This is a genomic window from Halomonas sp. MES3-P3E (assembly GCF_002836035.1).
GTDB lineage: Bacteria > Pseudomonadota > Gammaproteobacteria > Pseudomonadales > Halomonadaceae > Vreelandella > Vreelandella arctica.
On sequence record NZ_PJBT01000035.1, the window covers coordinates 1 to 18,646 of the forward strand.

General features: G+C 53.2%; 21 protein-coding genes. 15 read left to right on the forward strand and 6 right to left on the reverse strand.

Annotated features, from left to right (window positions below; all coding sequences use genetic code 11):
* The first annotated feature begins 303 nt into the window (after nt 1–303).
* Both CXF87_RS09870 and CXF87_RS09875 read left to right on the forward strand, forming a co-directional pair.
* Nucleotides 304–1,128 (forward strand): methyltransferase domain-containing protein, encoded by an 825-nt coding sequence (locus CXF87_RS09870; RefSeq protein ID WP_101146530.1) that lies wholly within the window; start codon nt 304–306, stop codon nt 1,126–1,128.
* Nucleotides 1,125–2,129 carry a methyltransferase gene (locus tag CXF87_RS09875; protein ID WP_101146512.1) on the forward strand — a complete coding sequence of 335 codons (1,005 nt, stop codon included), beginning with the start codon at nt 1,125–1,127 and terminating at the stop codon, nt 2,127–2,129. The genes CXF87_RS09870 and CXF87_RS09875 overlap by 4 nt, the downstream gene beginning before the upstream one ends.
* 23 nt (nt 2,130–2,152) lie before the next feature.
* Here the strand turns inward: CXF87_RS09875 and CXF87_RS09880 are convergent, their stop codons facing one another.
* Nucleotides 2,153–2,908, reverse strand: a complete 756-nt coding sequence (locus CXF87_RS09880; RefSeq protein WP_101146513.1) for a FadR/GntR family transcriptional regulator — start codon at nt 2,906–2,908, stop codon at nt 2,153–2,155.
* 227 nt (nt 2,909–3,135) lie between these two features.
* Between CXF87_RS09880 and CXF87_RS09885 the strand changes: the two genes are divergently transcribed.
* The 3 genes from CXF87_RS09885 (at nt 3,136) to CXF87_RS09895 (ending at nt 5,643) form a co-directional block, all read left to right on the forward strand.
* Entirely contained in the window at nt 3,136–3,876 is a 741-nt protein-coding gene (locus CXF87_RS09885) for an SDR family oxidoreductase (RefSeq protein WP_101146514.1), read from the forward strand.
* 22 nt (nt 3,877–3,898) lie between these two features.
* On the forward strand, nt 3,899–4,741 hold the full coding sequence (locus CXF87_RS09890) for a fumarylacetoacetate hydrolase family protein (RefSeq protein ID WP_101146515.1): 843 nt from the start codon (nt 3,899–3,901) through the stop codon (nt 4,739–4,741).
* Between the two features lie 158 nt (nt 4,742–4,899).
* On the forward strand, nt 4,900–5,643 hold the full coding sequence (locus tag CXF87_RS09895; protein WP_008957607.1) for an SIMPL domain-containing protein: 744 nt from the start codon (nt 4,900–4,902) through the stop codon (nt 5,641–5,643).
* A gap of 31 nt (nt 5,644–5,674) precedes the next feature.
* Here CXF87_RS09895 and greB read toward each other — a convergent pair whose 3' ends face one another.
* On the reverse strand, nt 5,675–6,205 hold the full coding sequence (gene greB / locus CXF87_RS09900; RefSeq protein WP_008957606.1) for a transcription elongation factor GreB: 531 nt from the start codon (nt 6,203–6,205) through the stop codon (nt 5,675–5,677).
* Between the two features lie 160 nt (nt 6,206–6,365).
* On the opposite strand from greB, the gene CXF87_RS09905 reads away from it, so the two are divergent.
* From CXF87_RS09905 to cysN, 6 genes are all read left to right on the forward strand, one after another.
* Nucleotides 6,366–7,025 carry a hypothetical protein gene (locus tag CXF87_RS09905; protein WP_101146517.1) on the forward strand — a complete coding sequence of 220 codons (660 nt, stop codon included), beginning with the start codon at nt 6,366–6,368 and terminating at the stop codon, nt 7,023–7,025.
* 72 nt (nt 7,026–7,097) lie between these two features.
* On the forward strand, nt 7,098–7,817 hold the full coding sequence (locus CXF87_RS09910; protein ID WP_101146518.1) for an NUDIX domain-containing protein: 720 nt from the start codon (nt 7,098–7,100) through the stop codon (nt 7,815–7,817).
* Nucleotides 7,818–7,819: 2 nt separating this feature from the next.
* Nucleotides 7,820–8,266: a DUF1249 domain-containing protein gene (locus tag CXF87_RS09915; RefSeq protein ID WP_101146519.1), complete on the forward strand. Its 447-nt coding sequence runs from the start codon at nt 7,820–7,822 to the stop codon at nt 8,264–8,266.
* A complete protein-coding gene (locus CXF87_RS09920; RefSeq protein WP_101146520.1) occupies nt 8,266–9,012 on the forward strand; it encodes a metallophosphoesterase in 747 nt (248 codons plus the stop codon). Before CXF87_RS09915 ends, CXF87_RS09920 begins: the two co-directional genes overlap by 1 nt.
* A gap of 234 nt (nt 9,013–9,246) precedes the next feature.
* Nucleotides 9,247–10,182: a sulfate adenylyltransferase subunit CysD gene (cysD, locus tag CXF87_RS09925; protein WP_101146521.1), complete on the forward strand. Its 936-nt coding sequence runs from the start codon at nt 9,247–9,249 to the stop codon at nt 10,180–10,182.
* Nucleotides 10,182–11,624 (forward strand): sulfate adenylyltransferase subunit CysN, encoded by a 1,443-nt coding sequence (cysN, locus tag CXF87_RS09930; RefSeq protein WP_101146522.1) that lies wholly within the window; start codon nt 10,182–10,184, stop codon nt 11,622–11,624. Before cysD ends, cysN begins: the two co-directional genes overlap by 1 nt.
* Nucleotides 11,625–11,784: 160 nt before the next feature.
* On the opposite strand, the gene CXF87_RS09935 is transcribed toward cysN, so the two are convergent.
* From CXF87_RS09935 to CXF87_RS09945, 3 genes are read right to left on the reverse strand one after another with little or no spacing between them, the layout of a single operon-like run.
* Nucleotides 11,785–12,594, reverse strand: a complete 810-nt coding sequence (locus tag CXF87_RS09935; protein ID WP_101146523.1) for a substrate-binding domain-containing protein — start codon at nt 12,592–12,594, stop codon at nt 11,785–11,787.
* Between the two features lie 52 nt (nt 12,595–12,646).
* The gene (locus CXF87_RS09940; RefSeq protein ID WP_101146524.1) at nt 12,647–13,378 is read right to left on the reverse strand and encodes an ATP-binding cassette domain-containing protein; all 732 of its coding nucleotides are present in this window, start codon (nt 13,376–13,378) and stop codon (nt 12,647–12,649) included.
* A complete protein-coding gene (locus CXF87_RS09945) occupies nt 13,375–14,079 on the reverse strand; it encodes an ABC transporter permease (protein WP_101146525.1) in 705 nt (234 codons plus the stop codon). The genes CXF87_RS09940 and CXF87_RS09945 overlap by 4 nt, the downstream gene beginning before the upstream one ends.
* Before the next feature lie 136 nt (nt 14,080–14,215).
* Here CXF87_RS09945 and CXF87_RS09950 point away from each other — a divergent pair, with 136 nt between their 5' ends.
* The 4 genes from CXF87_RS09950 (at nt 14,216) to CXF87_RS09965 (ending at nt 17,718) form a co-directional block, all read left to right on the forward strand.
* Complete coding sequence (locus tag CXF87_RS09950) at nt 14,216–15,103, forward strand: helix-turn-helix transcriptional regulator (RefSeq protein WP_101146526.1); 888 nt, start codon at nt 14,216–14,218, stop codon at nt 15,101–15,103.
* A 114-nt stretch (nt 15,104–15,217) separates the two neighbouring features.
* Nucleotides 15,218–15,781 (forward strand): type 1 glutamine amidotransferase domain-containing protein, encoded by a 564-nt coding sequence (locus CXF87_RS09955; RefSeq protein ID WP_101146527.1) that lies wholly within the window; start codon nt 15,218–15,220, stop codon nt 15,779–15,781.
* Nucleotides 15,781–16,899, forward strand: a complete 1,119-nt coding sequence (locus tag CXF87_RS09960; RefSeq protein ID WP_198556039.1) for an App1 family protein — start codon at nt 15,781–15,783, stop codon at nt 16,897–16,899. The genes CXF87_RS09955 and CXF87_RS09960 overlap by 1 nt, the downstream gene beginning before the upstream one ends.
* Nucleotides 16,900–17,043: 144 nt before the next feature.
* Nucleotides 17,044–17,718 carry a zinc metallopeptidase gene (locus CXF87_RS09965; protein WP_101146529.1) on the forward strand — a complete coding sequence of 225 codons (675 nt, stop codon included), beginning with the start codon at nt 17,044–17,046 and terminating at the stop codon, nt 17,716–17,718.
* Between the two features lie 149 nt (nt 17,719–17,867).
* Here CXF87_RS09965 and CXF87_RS09970 read toward each other — a convergent pair whose 3' ends face one another.
* Complete coding sequence (locus tag CXF87_RS09970) at nt 17,868–18,602, reverse strand: class I SAM-dependent methyltransferase (protein WP_041158013.1); 735 nt, start codon at nt 18,600–18,602, stop codon at nt 17,868–17,870.
* Nucleotides 18,603–18,646: the final 44 nt, after the last annotated feature.

Below are 18,646 nucleotides of genomic sequence, written 5' to 3' on the forward strand. Positions count from 1 at the left end.
TATGGATTGACATGTCATATTCACCATATTTGTTTTTTAGTTAGCTATTGTCTTGGTGATGACTTTTACAAATTAGCATTATTATAGTAGCGCTAACCCCCCTTTACCCTCGGAAATACCTATTGATGAGTTGATTAGCCATCATTTAACGCCTATTTGCAAAACTATTCATTTTTATTTTTGTTATGTAGGGTGGTTTTTTGATAGCTTTTTGCTATAAGAGGCGTTGTGAAGTATGCCGTTCGGCTGAGCAGGACGAATCAGGTAAACTGCGCCTTTTCTCGCAAAAGCGATGCCCACGGTATGCACCCAAACGATGTACCAAAAAGCTATGACTTAACAGAGGCTGGCGATCGCTATTTCGATGGCTTGGTCGATAAGTTCTCTCGTTCACTCTATCAGGCACCCCGTGGCGAGTTGCGCTTAGCGATGCTTGACTATTTATTGCCGCAAATGTTGCTTTTAAACGAGCAGAATGTCCTTGACGTGGGCGGTGGTCTGGGCCAACAAACGGCGTGGTTTGCCAAGCGTGGGCATAAGGTAACCATGGCGGAGCCTTCGAAAGACATGCTCAGTTATGCCCAACAGTGGCATCACGATGACCCGACGCTACCTCACTACTCCATTACTTACCGACAAGCGTCCTTGCAGGACCTGCCCCCGCAGTCCCCGGGGCCATGGTCGCTGATTACTTGCCACGCAGTGTTGGAGTGGCTGGGTGACCCGCAAGCAGCCCTGGCTAACTTAAGTGATCTGCTGGCGCCTGGTGGCCAGCTTAGCTTGATGGTGTTTAATCGCGATGCCCTGCGTTTCTCTAATGTGGTTAAAGGCAATCTTGAGAAGGCGTTGAGTGACCGATTGGAGGGGAAGGGAAAACGGCAACGTTTAACGCCCATTTCGCCGGTAACGCACGGCGACATTGCCCAGTGGAGCGCAGCAAACGGACTGAAAATAGATGCCGTAGCTGGCATCCGAGTGTTTCAAGATTACTTACGCCATCCCCCCGCAACGCCTGCAGAAAAAGAAACGCTACTGGCGCTGGAAAAACAGTACTGTCGCCAAGACCCGCATTGGCGATTGGGTCGTTACCTACTGTACACATTAACGAAACCGGAGAATCCTGAATGAGTGCCCAAGCCCCTGCGTGTCAGTTATTAGAGCGCCAAAGAGATAAGTACACAGCGCTGTGGGTCGTAGGCCCGCCTGTGGATAGCTGGCTTATTGACCAGTCAGCGGGAGTGTTGAGCGGTGATTTTTCGGTGCTAAATGAATGGAAGGCAAAGGGCAAGCAAGCCCGGACACCTTTTGACTTGGCCGCGGGTGAGCCATTAGGAAAAGAAGTGGTGCTGTTTTGGCCAAAAGCCCATCAGTTAGGTATCTGGTGGCTGCAGTGGTTATGTGAACAGCTACCTAGCGGCACGCCGTTAGAGATTGTTGGCGAGCATCAAGGGGGGATCAAGCGCGTTCCCAAGATGCTGGATGAGCTGGGAATGACGTGGGACAAGCGCGATAACGCGCGTCGCTGTTCACTCTTTGCCACCCATACTATTGCGTTAGATTCAGCTAGTGATAGCGCTTGGCAAAACATTGAAGCGCTGGGGTTAACGCTGGCCAGCCATCCCGGTGTCTTTGGCCATGGCAAAGTCGATGAAGGTACGCTGCTAATGTTGGAAAGCATTGAGGATAGCTTGCCGAAAAAACCGCTCAAAGTACTGGATATGGGCTGTGGCGACGGTATTGTCAGCGCTTGGTTGGCCCAGCGTGGCCACCTTGTGACCGCCGTGGATATTAGTGCCTTTGCGATAGAAGCCTGTAAGCGCACGTTAGCCGCGAATGGGCTCGAAGGGCGAGTACTCTGTAGCGATGTCTTTAGCGCGCTTGAGGATGAGCAGTTTGACTGGATTATCAGCAATCCCCCCTTCCATAAAGAGCGCGATATCAGCTATGGCCCAAGCCAGCGCTTGATTAGCCAAGCGCCTGAACATTTAAGCCCTGGTGGACGCCTAGTCATTGTGGCGAACGGTTTTTTGCCTTATCCCGATCATTTGCAACGTGCCTTTCAGGACTTTCATACCCTGGCGGACAATCGCCGTTTTAAGGTGTACGGCGCGATTAAACCAAGCCGTTAATCACGCAAAATATGAAGCGTGGTTTACTCAGCGAAGAAAACATTCAATACATGGTCAAGATGGACTTCCATGGCGTGGCGGGCGGCAGTTGGATCACGCGCTTCAATCGCCTTTACGATCCTCTCATGATCCTCCTGAGAGCGTTTTGGCATGTCCGTTTCCATAAATAGTTCTTGCAGGCGGCGGAACATGGCACCGTACTGATGACCAAGCAGGTGCTTGATGACGAGCGCGTAGGCTGCGTTCCCTGAGGCCTCGGCGATGCGAATATGCAGTAAACGGTCGCCTGCGCAGTTGCGCCCGCCATCAGCGTTATCAGTTACATTTCGCTCAAAGGCGAGGCGGATCGCCTTTAGATCCTCTTCGCTGGCACTCAGGGCCGCTAGCGCCGCAATCTCTGGCTCTAGATAGCGGCGTGTCTGGAGCAGTGAAAAGGGCGGGATTTCTTCGTCCAGGTTAAGCTCAATTTCGCTCTCAAATTCAGGGTCTAGTGCCCAAGCCTCGGTGCGTGCCGCTGCGCGCATGACGGGCTCCATCGTCGCTGAGCTAGACTCAAGCACCACCACGCCGTGACCCACTTTGACGGCAACTTGCCCAATGACTTCTAGCGCAATCAAGGCCTCCCTGACGGAAGCGCGGCTGACGCCCAGGGAGTTTGCTAGCTCCCGTTCGGGAGGCAGTAGTGTGCCTGGTGGAAACTCGCCCGCGTGAATCAGCTGCTGCAGTTGATCCGCAATCTGGCGATAGAGCCGCTGGGAGCGGATGGTTTGAATTGGCATGCGAGATGTTTCCTGCCCGTTTCAACAAGTGGTTAATAAGCGTTAAACGCGACTAAAGTTGACCCTTTAAAAGTACTATTGAGCTATTTGCTGCCTTGCCAGTATCAAAGCCTCTCTAGCATACTCGTTTTATTGGTCAGGCCATTAGGCGTTTGGTTGTCTTGACCTATTCTATGATCCCACGATTGTTGTGGCCATGCGATAGCGACGAAGAGGTTATCCAGCCTATGAGACTCAAGAACAAAACGGCGCTTATCACTGCTGCTGCCAATGGCATCGGGCGCGCCAGTGCAGAACGCTTTGTAGCTGAAGGGGCGCGCGTATTCGCAACGGACATTGATATTGCCATGCTGGAGGGGGTTGCAGGCGTTGAAGCGTATTGTCTGGATGTCACGGATAGCAAAGCGATCCATGAATTAGCCAGTTCGCTGCCTAATGTGGATATTCTCTTCAACTGTGCTGGCATGGTGGCAGGAGGCACCGTACTTGAATGTGATGAGGCCACCTGGCAACGGTCGATGGATCTGAACGTTACTTCCATGTTTCATACCTTGCAGGCTTTTTTACCTGGCATGTTGGCAAACGGGGGTGGCAGTATTATCAACATGGCTTCTCTGGCATCCAGCGTTAAAGGCGTGGCGAATCGCTGCGCTTATGGCACGTCCAAAGCAGCCGTCATCGGCCTCACCAAATCAGTCGCCGCCGATTTCATGACCCAAGGCATTCGCTGCAATGCCATCTGCCCTGGTACCGTCGACTCACCCTCGTTGAATCAGCGTATTGCTGAGCAGGCTCGTAAAGAGGGGCGCAGCGATGCTGATGTTCTTGCCTCCTTTATTGCGCGTCAGCCAATGGGTAGGCTAGGACGGGTGGAAGAAGTTGCAGCGCTAGCCACTTTCCTGGCCAGTGATGAAGCAGCGTTTATTACAGGCACCACACAACTGATTGATGGCGGCTGGGCAAGCTGATCATTTAATAAGGTATAACACTATGAAACTTTTACGTTTTGGAGCGTCTGGTCAGGAAAAGCCAGGCATTCTTGATAGCCAGGGAAAGGTGCGTGATCTTTCTGCCGTTATTGACGACATTGCCGGTGACCAGTTGAGTGATGAAGCGCTGCAGAAATTGGGTGGTATGGATCTTTCTTCACTGCCTGAAGTGGCGGCGGATGTGCGTCTGGGGCCCTGCGTTGGCCGGGTGGGCAAGTTTATCTGTATTGGCCTCAACTACTCCGATCATGCGGCGGAAACCGGCGCCGAGGTGCCGCCAGAGCCCGTGATTTTTAACAAATGGACCAGCGCCATCTGTGGCCCCAATGACGATGTGGAAATTCCACGTGGCTCAAAGAAGACCGATTGGGAGGTTGAGCTTGGCGTGATTATCGGCAAAGGCGGTCGTTATATCGATGAAGCCGATGCTATGTCCCATGTGGCCGGCTACTGTGTGGTCAACGACGTGTCTGAGCGTGAGTTCCAGCTGGAGCGGAGTGGTACCTGGGACAAGGGCAAGGGTTGCGATACGTTTGGCCCCTTGGGCCCCTGGCTGGTCACGCGCGATGAGGTGGCTGACCCCCATCAATTGAGCATGTGGCTGGAAGTGGACGGCAAGCGTTACCAGGATGGCAGTACGCGCACCATGGTGTATCAAGTGCCTTTTCTGATCAGTTACTTGAGTCGTTTCATGAGCCTGCAGCCCGGTGATGTAATTTCGACCGGTACACCGCCCGGCGTAGGGATGGGGCAGAAACCCCCGGTTTACCTACGTGATGGGCAGCAAATGCGCTTAGGTATCGAAGGCTTGGGTGAGCAGCAGCAGCGCGTAGTACAAGCCTGAACGCGACGAGGCGGTGGTATGCGCACCAAAAGCCACGATCGCTAATATTCACCGCTTCCTCAAACTTGCCACAATCAGCCGCCCACGAATTGACCTTTAAGGTCTATGATGCAAATAAGTAGTCGTTAATTTAACGGCAGTTTGTAGGAGTGGCTGAAATGGCGGGCAGTATTCGAAATACGGCGGTACTGGCAAGTGCCGTTTTGCTTGGTGGGTTGTTAGCGATAGGGCTGGTTGTCGGCGGTAGCTATATCAAAGGGGCTGCCGAAGTGTGGCAGCAGTCGTCCCGCAGCGTGACGGTGCGCGGCTTGTCAGAGCGGGAAGTGCCAGCAGATTTAGTGCTTTGGCCGTTCAACTACAGTGTCAGCGCCAACACCTTGAGTGACCTGGAGCAGCAGCTATCCGATGACGAGCAGTCGATTCGCGCTTTCCTTCAGGCCCAGGGATTTGCGCCGGAGCATGTCAGTTCCACTCCGCCGCGAATTACCGATCAGTTTAGCAATCAATATAGCGGCCAGCGCCCAGACGAGCGTTACCGGGCTGAAGCAACGCTATTACTGCGCTCACCTGATGTCGAGGGCGTGATTAAGGCGATCCCTAGCGCTACTTCGCTGGTGCGTGAAGGCGTGCTGCTTTCACCCAGCTATGAATACCGCACGGAATTCCTGTTTACCGGCCTGGATGCGATCAAACCCGAAATGATTGCAGCGGCAACGGCGGATGCGCGCAACGCCGCACAGCAGTTTGCTGAAGATTCCGGTAGCCAAGTGGGGCAGATTCGTCAGGCCACTCAAGGCTACTTTTCCATTGAAGACCTGGATAGCTATACGCCACAAACCAAACGCGTCCGCGTCGTCACCACGGTGGACTATTCTTTACAGGACTATTCTTTGCAGGACTAGGCTTAATAGGAAGGCGCCAAGGGAAGGGCGGTCAGCCTGTGTAGTCTAGGGCGGTGATGGTATAAAACATCTCACCATTGGGTGTGAGCACCTTCGCCTCATCGCCTATCTGCTTGCTCAGCAGGGCCTTGGCCATGGGGGCATCGATACTGATCCAGCGTTTTTTAGTGTCGATTTCATCGTGGCCCACAATCCTGAGATGTACCTGCTCGCCGTTTTCATCTTCCAGGCTCACATAGGCGCCGAAAAACACCTTGCTAGTATCGGCAGGCAGCCGGTCGACAATTTGCAGTTCGTCTAAACGTTTTGTCAGGTAGGTAATCCGGGCAATAACCCGATTCAGCTCTTTCTTATTATAAGTGTAATCTGCGTTTTCACTGCGATCGCCCTGAGCGGCGGCTTCGCCGACTTTCTCTGAAAGGGCCGGGCGTTTAACCCGTGAAAGATGATCCAGTATAGCGCGCAGACGTGACGCCCCTTCCGGGGTGATCAGATTGCTCTTAGGGGCTTGACGCGGATCTTTGGCTGGATCGCGCCAGCGGGTCATGTTGCGGCCTTTCATTACCTGTTCCCCTTCGTGTTTCGAGCTACCTACTTTACGTTAATTGCGCGAAGCATACCAAGCAACATGCCACTGGCGAATCATTCAAACGTTCGTTACATTATGCGAGAGGCCCGCCATTGGTAGGTCTACGCTGGACAATAATAATTCAGGAGCATGTATGCGAACTCTCTCTTTTTTACCCATGTCTTTACCACGTTCCCTGATCGCCGCCGCGATGGGTACCGCGCTGGTGCTGTCACCGTTGACCGCGACCGCCTTCGAAGGCGAGCTGTTTTCACTGAAAAACCGCTGGGAGCATACCGTGACGGAGATGCCTGCCAATGAGCGGGAAAGTACGTTGAAAGCGTTGGCAGGCGAAGTGGAACAATTGGCTGAACAGCACGAAGATGAAGCTGACGTACTTGTCTGGCAGGGCATTATTTTGGCCTCCTATGCCCGGGAAAGGGGTGGCTTGGGCGCCTTGGGAACTGCAGGTGATGCGCGCGATGCACTAGAGGAAGCGATTGAAATCGATCCTCAAGGGCTGAGCGGTTCGGCCTACGTCACGCTAGGCGCGCTTTACGACCGCGCGCCGGGTCGGCCACTCGGCTTCGGCAATAGCGAGACGGCTGAACGGATGTTCCAGCGTGCCCTGGAAATCCGCCCGGACGGTATCGATGTTAACTACTACTATGCCGCTTTCTTGAAAGAAGAGGGCAATGAGCAGGCAGCGCGTGAGCACGCCCAGCGGGCGGTTAACGGCACCGCTCGCGAGAACCGGCAAGTCTCGGATGAAGCGTTGCGTCGCGATGCCGAGGCGCTGCTCAATCAGCTTTAATCCGCTAACTGGATTGGCATTCCCGGTGGCAAGCACTGATAATAGAGCGATTGTCACCACCGGGAGTGCCCCATGGCGTCTAGCCCTAAAAACGCTGAGTTTGGAAATTCTCCATCTCAAAAGGCCCCTTTTCGAAGCACATCACTTAGCGTTCCGCAGTTAAAGCGCGGTGATGTTGAGCTGATCAAGCGTGAGGCGTTGCATCAGGGTTTTTTCCGCCTGGAAGGCCTGGAGCTTCGTCACCGCCTATTCGAAGGTGGCTGGAGCGAACCTGTGCGCCGAGAAGTACACAGCCGTTTTGATGCGGTGGGTGTGCTGCTTTACGACCCTGCCCGCGATTTAATGGTATTGATTGAGCAGTTTCGCGCAGGCGCCATCGATGATGCCGTGTCTCCCTGGAAGCTCGAACTGGTGGCGGGCCTGGTCGAAGATGGCGAGTCGCTGGAAGATGTGGCCCGTCGTGAAGCGTGGGAAGAAGCGGGTTGTAAAGTGGCCGAACTGACCAAATTACACACTTATTATCCAAGCCCTGGCGCCTGCAACGAGCAAGTGACCCTATTTTGTGGTTTGGTGGATTGCCAAGGGCTAGGCGGGATTCATGGCTTAGACGAAGAGCATGAGGACATTCGGGTACATGTCATGCCGTTTGCCAATGCCTGGGAGCTCTTGACGCAAGGACGACTCGACAACGCCATGTGTCTGATTGGACTACATTGGCTTAATAGCCAACGAGCCTCACTTCGCGCCGCTTCACAGCGGGTGTTGACACAAAGCGAAACAAACGAGGAGTGAATATGGCGAGAACGGCCTATGTCACCGATTTAAAATCGCTCCAAGGGGAGTGCAGCGCCAATTATTTGCGTTTGGTGCGCTTGGTGGGCGATATGGAGGCCGGCCAGCGCCGTGATATTGCCCTGCGCGGTGATAAACAGCATTTCGGTGACCTGCACCTCTATATTCAAGAGCAGGCGCCTTATACCACCATGGTGAATGTTTCCCAGACCGGTCCGCTAGACACCGTTATTGAGGGGCCGCGAATGCGTGTGCATCTCTATCATGATGTCCGCATGGCAGAAGTGACCGACTTTCAGCGCGAACGTCATTTCAGCGGCCGCTATCGATACCCGAACGCCCGCATGCACCAACCGGATGAAAAGCTCCAGCTCAACCGCTTCTTAGGCGAGTGGCTGGCGCATGGCCTTGCTCACGGCCACACCGTTGACGTGCCGGAGATGCCTTGATGCGAGTGGTTCAGATTACCGACGCCCATCTCTATGCAGACACCAAGGCACGTTCCCGTGCAGGTATTCCCTGGCGGCAGTTTCAGCAGGTGATCAGTGCGGTTGTAGATGAGCAACCTGAAATCGTGCTGTTTACGGGTGATATCAGCCAGGACGAATCCGCTGCATCATACGCCTTGGCGGTGCAGGCGATGGAGCAGCTGCCTTGCCCTTGGTACTGGCTGCCAGGTAATCACGATCAACCCGAGTTCATGGCCGCCGAGCGTCCGCTGGTGGATGAAATCGACTTGAATGCCTGGCGCATTTTGCTGCTCAATACCCAGGTAGAGGGCAAGCCTTACGGTGAACTCGGGAGTGAGCAGCTTGCTGCGCTGGCGGAACGCTTGCAGGCCGACACTCGGCCAATCTTGATTGCCATGCACCACCCGCCGGTGAACGTGGGGGCAGTGTGGATGGATGCCATTGGCCTTCAGGATCGCGACGCTTTTTGGGCGCTGCTAAGCAAACATACCCATGTTCATATCATCCTGTTTGGTCATGTGCACCAAGCCTACGCTGAACACCACCGCGTGGGTGAGACCACTATTGACGTTTACGGTTGCCCAGCCATGGCGGATCAGTTCCTACCTGGAGCGGAGCAGTTTGCTATTGATGAAGCATCCCGGCCTGGCTACCGCGTTATCGATTTACAGTGGAGTGAGCGCCTAGGCAGCGAGTGGCAGAGCTGGATTGAGCGCATTGATTGACAGATATGTCCCCTTACTTAGCCTTCGTTAGGTGATTAAGGAATAAAAAGATAGTTATTAATTCTTTTGGGTTATTATCAACTCGGCGTTACCCTACCCGCATTCGAACATAAAATACTTTTTAGCTTGTGTAACGAGCTTGTTCTTGCGAGGTAAGGGGCTATGACCCAATTGTCTACATTGTCTTCAAAGGAACGGTCTTCAAAGGCAAGTTCTTCAGAGACGCGATCTTCAGTGCCACGGCAGGAGGCTTTTAATGCCCCTGATGCCGCGCGCTTGACCCACCTCAAGCAATTAGAAGCCGAGTCTATTCATATTATTCGTGAAGTCGCTGCTGAATTTTCCAACCCAGTGATGATGTACTCCATTGGTAAAGACTCGTCGGTCATGCTGCATTTGGCGCGTAAAGCCTTTTACCCGGGGACACCACCATTCCCGCTGATGCATGTAGATACGACATGGAAGTTTCGCGAAATGATCGAGTTTCGTAACCGCATGGCAGAAGAAGCGGGTATGGAGCTGATCGTGCATACCAACGAAGAGGGACGGGCAGCCAATATCAACCCGTTCGACCACGGCAGTGCCAAATACACCGATATCATGAAAACTCAGGCGCTCAAGCAAGCGCTGGATAAATACGGTTTTGATGCAGCCTTCGGTGGCGCCCGCCGCGATGAAGAAGCCTCGCGTGCCAAGGAGCGCGTTTATTCGTTTCGCGATAAGTACCACCGCTGGGATCCCAAGAATCAGCGCCCTGAGCTGTGGAACGTGTATAACGCCAAGGTCAATAAAGGCGAATCGATCCGCGTATTCCCACTCTCCAATTGGACCGAGCTGGATATCTGGCAGTACATCTATCTGGAATCGATCCCCATCGTGCCTCTTTACTACTCTGCCAAGCGCCCGGTAGTCGAGCGTGACGGTATGCAGATTATGGTCGATGACGACCGCTTGCCTTTAGCGCCTGGTGAAGTGCCGGAAGAGAAATCGGTGCGTTTTAGAACGCTTGGTTGTTACCCGCTGACCGGCGCTGTGGAATCCGAAGCCGCGACGCTTCCAGAAATTATTCAAGAGATGCTGCTGACCCGAACCAGTGAGCGAAGTGGCCGTGCCATTGACCGCGATCAAGTGGGCTCGATGGAGAAGAAAAAGCGCGAGGGGTACTTCTAATGTCTCACCAATCCAATTTAATCGCTGATAATATCGAGCAGTACCTCCACGAACATGAAAACAAGGATCTGCTGCGCTTTATTACTTGCGGCAGCGTGGACGACGGTAAATCGACGCTGATCGGTCGTATGCTCCATGACTCGAAAATGATCTTTGAAGATCAGTTGGCTGCCATCACTCAGGCATCTAAAACCAGCGGCACCACCGGTGATACCGTTGATTTGGCGCTATTAGTGGATGGCTTGCAGTCAGAACGTGAGCAGGGCATCACCATTGATGTGGCGTACCGCTTTTTCTCTACCGATAAGCGCAAGTTTATTATTGCCGACACCCCCGGGCATGAGCAGTACACGCGCAATATGGCGACGGGCGCTTCCACGGCTAGTCTGGCAATTATTCTGATTGATGCCCGTTACGGTGTGCAGACTCAGACTCGGCGCCATAGCTTTATCGCCGATCTGCTGGGTATTCAGCACCTAGTAATTGCGGTTAACAAGATGGATCTGGTGGGATTCTCCGAACAGCGTTTTAATGAAATTGTTGCAGAATACCGTGCCTTTGCTGAGAACCTGCAAGCGCCGGATATTCGCTTTGTTCCCATGTCCGCGCTGAACGGCGACAACGTGGTGAATCGCAGCGAACAAACGCCCTGGTACTTTACCAACGATTACCAAGGGGAAACGCTGATCGAGCTATTAGAGAGCGTCGAGATCACTCGCGATCAGAACCTCAGCGATCTGCGTTTGCCGATTCAGTACGTCAACCGGCCCAATCTCGATTTTCGTGGCTACTGCGGCACCCTGGCTGCAGGTGTCATTCGCCCAGGGCAAGCGGTCAAGGTGTTGCCTTCGGGCAAAACCTCTACCGTGGCGCGAGTCGTTACCTACGATGGTGATCTTGCCGCCGCTTATCCAGGCCAAGCAATTACTGTGACCTTGGAAGACGAGATCGATATCTCCCGCGGTGATTGGCTGGTGGCAGCGGAAAGCGAACTGCCGCTTTCCAATACCTTTAAAGCCGATATTGTCTGGATGCACGAAGAGGTGTTAACGCCAGGCAAGCTTTATGATTTTAAGTTGGCGACGCGCGATCTTTCCGGGCAGGTAAGCGCCATTGATTACCAAATCGATGTGAATACTCTGGAAAAGCATACGACGCATTCGCTGGGCCTTAATGCGATTGCCCGCTGTGATGTGGAATTGACCGCAGCCATTCCGGTGGATAATTATCGCACCAGCCCTGGTACCGGCAGCTTTATCATCATTGACCGACTGACCAATGTGACCGTAGGCGCCGGGATGATTCGCGGCACGGCAAGTGAGGCAGCCACTGCCACACAGTCCACCGATTGGGCCGCCTTTGAACGCGACCTGAATGCGCTGGTGCGTAAGCATTTTCCCCATTGGGAGGCCAAAGATATCAACGGCTTATTCAACCGCTGATTGGCGAAAGACTTGATCGTTCCTTGCAACGTATACGTGCGAAGAACGTAACCTACGTCATTGCGAGGAGCGAAGCGACGCGGCAATCTCAGGTTTAGCGTCACCGCCGGTATGAGATTGCTTCGTCGCAAGCTCCTCGCAATGACAGTAGGTATTAGGTTTACTCAGCGTTAGGGAAAAACAGCTGCTGACCATCTACCTCATAATCCGCAATCGCCTGCTGGCCCTGTTCAGAGACCAGCCATTGGTGCCACTGGGCCGCAAGGTCATGCTTCAAGTGCGGGTGGCGCTCTTTCGAAAGCAGCAAGCTGCCATACTGATTGAACAGCGCTTCGTCGCCTTCAAATAACAGCGTTAAATCCTGTGGGTTTTTAAATGCAACCCAAGTGGCGCGGTCGGTAAACGTATAGGCGTCCATACCGGCAGCAGTATTTAGCGTGGGGCCCATGCCGCTCCCCAGTTCGCGGTACCAATCGCCCTGTGGTGTGACTCCAGCGTCTTCCCATAAACGCAGTTCAGCGCGGTTAGTGCCGCTGTCGTCGCCACGCGAGGCAAAGGGTGAATCGCTCTCTGCAATACGCTGCATGGCATCGGTAGCCGTGTCGCTATCTCTGATGCTGGCAGGATCAGCGCTGGGGCCAACGATCACGAAATCGTTATACATGACATCAAGGCGCTCAGTTGCATAACCATCGGCCACAAACTGCTCTTCGCCTGCGGTATCGTGAACTAAGAGGCTATCGGCATCGCCACGGCGGCCAATTTCAAATGCCTGGCCAGTGCCTACAGCGACCACACGAACCTCTATCCCCGTCTCTTCGGTGAAGGCCGGGATAATGGCATCGAACAAACCTGAGTTTTCGGTAGACGTGGTGGAGGCCAAAGTGATGTAGTCATCGGCCGCCATTAGCGTACCGCTGGAGGTCAGCCCTAGGGCGCCTACAGTAATAAATGCGGTGACTTTCTTCATGTTATTGCTCCTTTATCATTTTCATTAGTCACAGAGTTCACACCCTTCAGGATTACCAAACCAGCTCGCCCCGAATAAACGCTTCCGCCTCGCGTGAAGCTGGGGCCTTAAAAAAATCATTGGCTAGCGTGTGCTCGAGTAGTTCGCCGTTATGTAGGAACAGCACATCGTTAGCTAAACGGCGCGCTTGATGTAAGTCGTGAGTGGTCATCACGATACGTGTCCCGCTGTGATGAAACTCAAGCACTGCATCTTCCACGGCTTTGATGGCAGCGGGGTCTAGCGCGGAGGTAGGCTCGTCTAGAAACAGCACCTGCGGATTGAGCAGCCATGCTCGCGCCAGCGCCAAGCGCTGCTGCTCGCCGCCGGAAAGTACCCGTGCCGGGCGTCTGGCTAAATGGGCTAAGCCAAACTTCTCAAGTGCACTCATTGCCTGCGCTTTACGAGATAGTCCTTTTAGCTCGGGGCGTGGCGTTTTGTTGATGGCTAGCACAAAGGTGAGATTGTCCAGCGCTGAGCGACGCAACAGTACCGGGCGCTGAAACACCATGGCTTGTGGAGGTGGCTCGCCTTGCCAGCGAACCGTGCCGTTAGTAGGCGTTAACAGGCCGTGGGCTAAGCGCATGAGTAGGCTTTTTCCCGCGCCGTTAGGGCCCATAATTAGCGTTCGCTGGCAGCCTGCCAAACGCAGGGTGGTTGGCTTGAGCAGCGTGTGACCACGATGAATAAAACTCACACTATCGAGTTCCAGTGCCGCGACGGGAGGAGTGTGGTGTGCATTCATCCCAACCGCCTTTTCGCCGTTTCGCCGATGACATGGGCAATTGCGTTAATCATGGTGACTAGAGTGAGCAGAATAATCCCCAAACCCAACGCCATGGGCAGGTTGCCCTTGCTGGTTTCCAGCACGATGCTGGTAGTCATTACACGCGTAACGCCATCGATATTGCCACCCACGATCATTACCGCGCCTACTTCCGCACTGGCGCGGCCAAAGCCAGCTAAGATCACCGTCAATAGCGCAAAGCGGGCATCCCACAACAGGGTAGGGATCATGCGGTTGCGTGTTAGACCCAAGGAGTTCAACTGTTCGGCATACTCGCCATGCAGGGCCTCGACTTGTTGGCGAGTAAGAGCGGCGATAATCGGCAGTACCAGAATCACTTGAGCGATGACCATCGCCGTGGGGGTAAACAGCAAACCCCATTCACCCAGCGGCCCTGCGCGTGAAAGCAGCAAATAAACGCACAACCCCGCAACCACTGGCGGTAAGCCCATCAGGGCATTAAGGGCGACAATCACCACGTTACGCCCGGGAAAGCGCCATAACGCGAGGGCGGCACCTAAGGGCAGTGCTATTAGGCTGGCGATAAACACCGCCATCAGCGATACCTGCAGTGAGAGCACCACAATAGAGATTAACGCGTCATCCATATTCAGGATCAGCGCAAGGGCAGTGCTAAAGGCGTTGTCACTAGTCAGCATTGAGCGATGGCGTCGTTATTAGGTGTGATTCGGCATGATGTACTGAAAAATGATCGATTGCACTGCTGGCTGAAATTAATGCAGTCTTATGCAGTAAATCATTGATGGCGTAACCGCAGCGAAGGAGCTTATCGCGATGACTGAACGGCATGCTTACTTAACCACTGCGGAAGTCGCCGACTACCTGCGCCTGAAGGAGCGCAAGGTGTATGACTTGGTTAGTCAGGGTCAGATCCCTTGCAGCCGGGTCACCGGCAAATTGCTGTTTCCACGTCAGCAGATCGATTTATGGGTACTGAGCCATTTGGAAGGGGATCAGGCGCAGCGGTTAACCGTACCGCTAGTGGTGGCGGGTAGTCAGGACCCCTTGTTGGAGTGGGCCGTAAGAGAAAGCGGTTCTGATTTGGCCATGCTCTGCCAAGGCAGCGGTGATGGCGTGCGTCGCCTGCTGGATGGCAAGGCCATGCTGGCCGGTATTCATCTGCTGGACCCATCAACACAGCGCTATAACGAACCCAGTGCGCTCGGCTTAAGCGGAATGCGTGACCTGCTAATCGTCCGCTGGGCCACACGACGTCAAGGGCTGCTGGTGCCCACTGATAATCCGCTGAAGATCAAGGCGCTCAACGACCTAAAACGCCCACACTTGCGCGTGGCGCATCGTCAGCCTGAAGCGGGCGCGGCCCGCTTGCTTGGCTTTTTATTGCAGCAAGCGGGGATCGATAGCTCAGCGCTTCATTGGGCGCCGCATGCTTCTTTAAGTGAAGATGATTTGGCATTGAGCATTTGCCAGGGCGAGGCCGATGTGGGGCTGGGGGTAGAAGCCGCGGCCCATCGCCAGCAATTAGGTTTTGTTCCTCTCTGCGAGGAGCCATTTGATTTAATTATGCAACGGCGCAGCTATTTCGAACCCGCCGTACAGCGGCTGATGGCGTTTGCTCAACAAGCCCGTTTCGCAGAGCGTTCAATCCAGTTGGGTGGTTACACTATTGCTGAAACAGGCAAGATTATACATAACGCCTAACGCCCCCCCCCCCCGATAGCCTTGATTGATTAGCAGGGTAGCTTGACGCTGTTACTATATGCGCCACAATAGTGAAGCGTTACTGACGCAAATCATCACGAAAAGGAGAGCATGATGAAACAAGCACTGAATGGTAAACGAGTAGCTATTTTAGCCGCCGCTGGTTTTGAAGAGTCTGAGTTGAGCGTGCCGCGTGCCGCCTTACAGAAGGAGGGCGTCGAGGTTCACATTGTAACGCCTGATGGTAAGGGCATCCGCGCTTGGGCGGAAACTGAGTGGGGCGATACCTACGAGGCTGATAAAGCTCTTGCCGATGTCAATGAGTCTGACTATCACGCGCTGGTTCTGCCCGGTGGCTTATTCAATCCCGACGAACTGCGCACTAACGATGAAGCGTTGAGCTTCGTAAAAGCGTTTTTCCAGGCAGGCAAGCCTGTCGCCGCTATATGCCATGCACCATGGATTTTAATTAACGCAGGCGTAGTTGAAGGGCGTCGTATGACCTCTGTTCCTAGCGTTGCACAAGACCTTCTTAATGCTGGCGCTGAATGGGTGGATGAACCCGTCGTTGTCGATAGTGGCCTTGTAACCAGCCGTACGCCAAAAGACTTGGATGCCTTTAATACCAAGTTACTCGAAGAATTGCAGGAAGGTCGTCACTCCGGTCAGCACGCTTGATGGGGCTATTGCGTCAGTGGGCAAGCTTTGCCAAAAGGCTTGTCCACGTTATTTCTAAACCCATCAAAGGAGACAGTAGCCGTGGGGGGATGGTGGTTCATCCTTACCGCGGCTATGGTTCCCAGAATGAAATATTTGTCATGGGCAGGGTTTTTCGTCAAGCCGCGCTGGGTCGGGCGATTCCCCGCCATGGTATGTTACGTGATACGGCTGATGTCGCGCGGCGTATTTTTCGCCGTGGGCTTGATGATGCGCAGGTAGAGGTTCGAATTGGTGATAATCAGCTCTGTGTCAGCACAGATCGCGATGGCTATTTCGATGTCCATTTGCCGATCAGCCATACACTTCCTATCGATGTCTCCTGGCACCGCGCCGATATCTTGGTCCATCGCGAAGACCAAGCGACAGTGCGTACCCATGTAGAAGTTTATGTGCCGCCACCAGAGGCGGATTTGCTGGTGATTAGCGATATCGATGACACCGTCATGTTTACCGGCGTGGCAGAAAAGCTCAAAATGCTTTATCGCCTATTTGTAAAAAAACCCCACCGCCGCACTGCCTTTCCTGGCGTCGCATCGCTTTATCAGGCGTTGTATCGAGGCGTTAGTGAGCGCGCCGAACGGCCCATTTTATATGTTTCACGCGGGCCTTGGGCGATTTATGAAATGCTCGAAACGTTTTTTCAAATCAATCGTATTCCTGTGGGCCCCATCCTTTTCTTACGTGAATGGGGTATCTCCTGGCGCCGTCCCTGGCCACGGCGTGCAGAAGAGCATAAGCGCGAATTGATCGACCGCATGCTGACCCTCTACAGCGATTTGCCTTGTATATTAATTGGTGACAGCGGTCAGCACGATCCAGAAGTGTACATTGAAATCGTTAAAGCCTACCCAAACCGTATTAAATCCATTTATATACGGCGAGTGGATAAAGACCCCAAAAGAGAGGCGGCGATTCAGCGGCTGCGCGATGAGTTGGTCGGCACTCAATGTGATTTGGTACTAGCGGCAGATAGCGTTCTGATTGCTGAACATGCGCACGCCCAGGGCGATATCTCTATTCATGGTTTGCAGGCAGTCAAGCGCGATGTGGAAGAACATCGCAACAACCCTGACTAAACCCCATCCAGCCTAACAACATGTCTACCTAACGCTGTTGCCAAGCCAGCCCCCATGGTAAAAGTTACCCGTCGGAGAAACGTGTTTAACGACGGCTGTTTTAGATGGTTGTTTGTACAAGGCTTTTTATGGACTGGAACTGCCATGGTTATTCTACTGATCATTTTTGCGCTGGCTGTTTTTGTGCTCCCTAATGTCTGGGCCAAGTGGGTGCTTAAACGCTACACGAAGGGCCGCGACGATTATCCCGGCACAGGGGCCGAACTTGCCGATCATTTGCTACGCCGGCTGAGTGTTGAGGGCGCTAGCGTAGAGCGCACGGAATTTGGTGACCATTACGATCCTGAAACACGCTGCGTGCGGCTTTCCCCGGATAATTACGATGGACGTTCGCTCACCGCTGTCACCGTGGCTGCCCATGAAGTGGGGCATGCCATTCAGCATTTTCAGGGGTATGCGCCACTAATAGCGCGCAGCCGGTTAGTCGGCGTGGCTCAAAAAGCCGAAAAACTCGGTGCTCTACTGATGGTGGCCGCGCCGTTTCTATTTTTATTAACACGCCTGCCGGGAGGCTTGGCAATCGTGATTGCCATGGCGGTGATCAGCTTTGGTACCGCCGCCGTGGTGCACTTAGTAACGTTACCGGTGGAGTTCGATGCCAGTTTCAATCGAGCGCTACCGCTGTTGAAAGAGTACGTGCCACCTGCCGACATGGCAGGCGCAAGACACGTACTCACCGCCTGCGCGTTTACCTATGTGGCCGCCTCGCTGGCCAGTGTTATGAACCTGGGGCGCTGGCTGGTGATTTTGCGGCGGTGAGCGTGTATTGAAGCTGTGTTTTCAGTGCCACTAAGTGTCTATGCATAATTTTTCGTGCATTAAAGGTTATAAAAAAATCAGTAGCTTACTAGATATTTATACCTGATTTACTTTTTCATAGGCACTTAGTTAATACCTATTGTCTGTCTTTATTGCTTTGTGGCGCGCAGTAGAATATAGGGTTTTGTGTCCTGTAGAGTGCGGAATTCATTCGTATGAACTGGCAACTGCGAATTGTCAAATGGTAGATTACGTTCTGTGGTTAGTGAAAGCCCCGCTGCGGCGAATGTATTTCGATATGTGGATAAACCCCATTGTTTGTCGACAATCTCTAATGGTTGCTGCCTTCCCGGTATCGTGAGGTAGACTGGGCGATTATCTCCGTCTTGATAGGAAATACCATGCTCTCCATTGCGGTAGGTCGGATAATCGACTCCGGTGGTTTGAGGATGAGTGTCGAGGATGTAATAGGAGCCGCCAGGTTTAAGTACGCGCATTACTTCCGTAGTGATGCGTACTAGTTCACGTCTTTCGGGAATGTTAATAAACAGAAAACAACTAATGACAGCTTCAAAACTGTTATCAGGAAATGGCAAATTTGGACCATGGATTTGCTCAAAGCGAAGACGGTTAGTGCCTGCGGATATTGCTTTTTCAATCATTGTTGGAGAGATGTCAACACCGGTGACATAGTCGAATCCGTCGTCTCTTAATCTTCTGGACACTTTGCCGCTGCCACAGCCGTAGTCCAATACACTAATTCCCTTGCCATAAGAGCAGGTTAACTCCGCGATGAGTGGTTGATAGCCAAAAGCATTCTCCACCCAATCATCATAAGCGTCAAAAAGCTCGGCGATATTTTGTTCAGTCCAATTAGTATTCATAAAAATAAATCCCCTAATATTTGCTCATGTATGAATGCTTGTAC

Bases quoted from the DNA above. Each gene is read 5' to 3' on its own strand.
- CXF87_RS09870 (WP_101146530.1), top strand. From the start codon at position 304: ATGCACCCAAACGATGTACCAAAAAGCTATGACTTAACAGAGGCTGGC.
- CXF87_RS09875 (WP_101146512.1), top strand. From the start codon at position 1,125: ATGAGTGCCCAAGCCCCTGCGTGTCAGTTATTAGAGCGCCAAAGAGAT.
- CXF87_RS09880 (WP_101146513.1), bottom strand. From the start codon at position 2,908: ATGCCAATTCAAACCATCCGCTCCCAGCGGCTCTATCGCCAGATTGCG.
- CXF87_RS09885 (WP_101146514.1), top strand. From the start codon at position 3,136: ATGAGACTCAAGAACAAAACGGCGCTTATCACTGCTGCTGCCAATGGC.
- CXF87_RS09890 (WP_101146515.1), top strand. From the start codon at position 3,899: ATGAAACTTTTACGTTTTGGAGCGTCTGGTCAGGAAAAGCCAGGCATT.
- CXF87_RS09895 (WP_008957607.1), top strand. From the start codon at position 4,900: ATGGCGGGCAGTATTCGAAATACGGCGGTACTGGCAAGTGCCGTTTTG.
- greB (WP_008957606.1), bottom strand. From the start codon at position 6,205: ATGAAAGGCCGCAACATGACCCGCTGGCGCGATCCAGCCAAAGATCCG.
- CXF87_RS09905 (WP_101146517.1), top strand. From the start codon at position 6,366: ATGCGAACTCTCTCTTTTTTACCCATGTCTTTACCACGTTCCCTGATC.
- CXF87_RS09910 (WP_101146518.1), top strand. From the start codon at position 7,098: ATGGCGTCTAGCCCTAAAAACGCTGAGTTTGGAAATTCTCCATCTCAA.
- CXF87_RS09915 (WP_101146519.1), top strand. From the start codon at position 7,820: ATGGCGAGAACGGCCTATGTCACCGATTTAAAATCGCTCCAAGGGGAG.
- CXF87_RS09920 (WP_101146520.1), top strand. From the start codon at position 8,266: ATGCGAGTGGTTCAGATTACCGACGCCCATCTCTATGCAGACACCAAG.
- cysN (WP_101146522.1), top strand. From the start codon at position 10,182: ATGTCTCACCAATCCAATTTAATCGCTGATAATATCGAGCAGTACCTC.
- CXF87_RS09935 (WP_101146523.1), bottom strand. From the start codon at position 12,594: ATGAAGAAAGTCACCGCATTTATTACTGTAGGCGCCCTAGGGCTGACC.
- CXF87_RS09940 (WP_101146524.1), bottom strand. From the start codon at position 13,378: ATGAATGCACACCACACTCCTCCCGTCGCGGCACTGGAACTCGATAGT.
- CXF87_RS09945 (WP_101146525.1), bottom strand. From the start codon at position 14,079: ATGCTGACTAGTGACAACGCCTTTAGCACTGCCCTTGCGCTGATCCTG.
- CXF87_RS09950 (WP_101146526.1), top strand. From the start codon at position 14,216: ATGACTGAACGGCATGCTTACTTAACCACTGCGGAAGTCGCCGACTAC.
- CXF87_RS09955 (WP_101146527.1), top strand. From the start codon at position 15,218: ATGAAACAAGCACTGAATGGTAAACGAGTAGCTATTTTAGCCGCCGCT.
- CXF87_RS09960 (WP_198556039.1), top strand. From the start codon at position 15,781: ATGGGGCTATTGCGTCAGTGGGCAAGCTTTGCCAAAAGGCTTGTCCAC.
- CXF87_RS09965 (WP_101146529.1), top strand. From the start codon at position 17,044: ATGGTTATTCTACTGATCATTTTTGCGCTGGCTGTTTTTGTGCTCCCT.
- CXF87_RS09970 (WP_041158013.1), bottom strand. From the start codon at position 18,602: ATGAATACTAATTGGACTGAACAAAATATCGCCGAGCTTTTTGACGCT.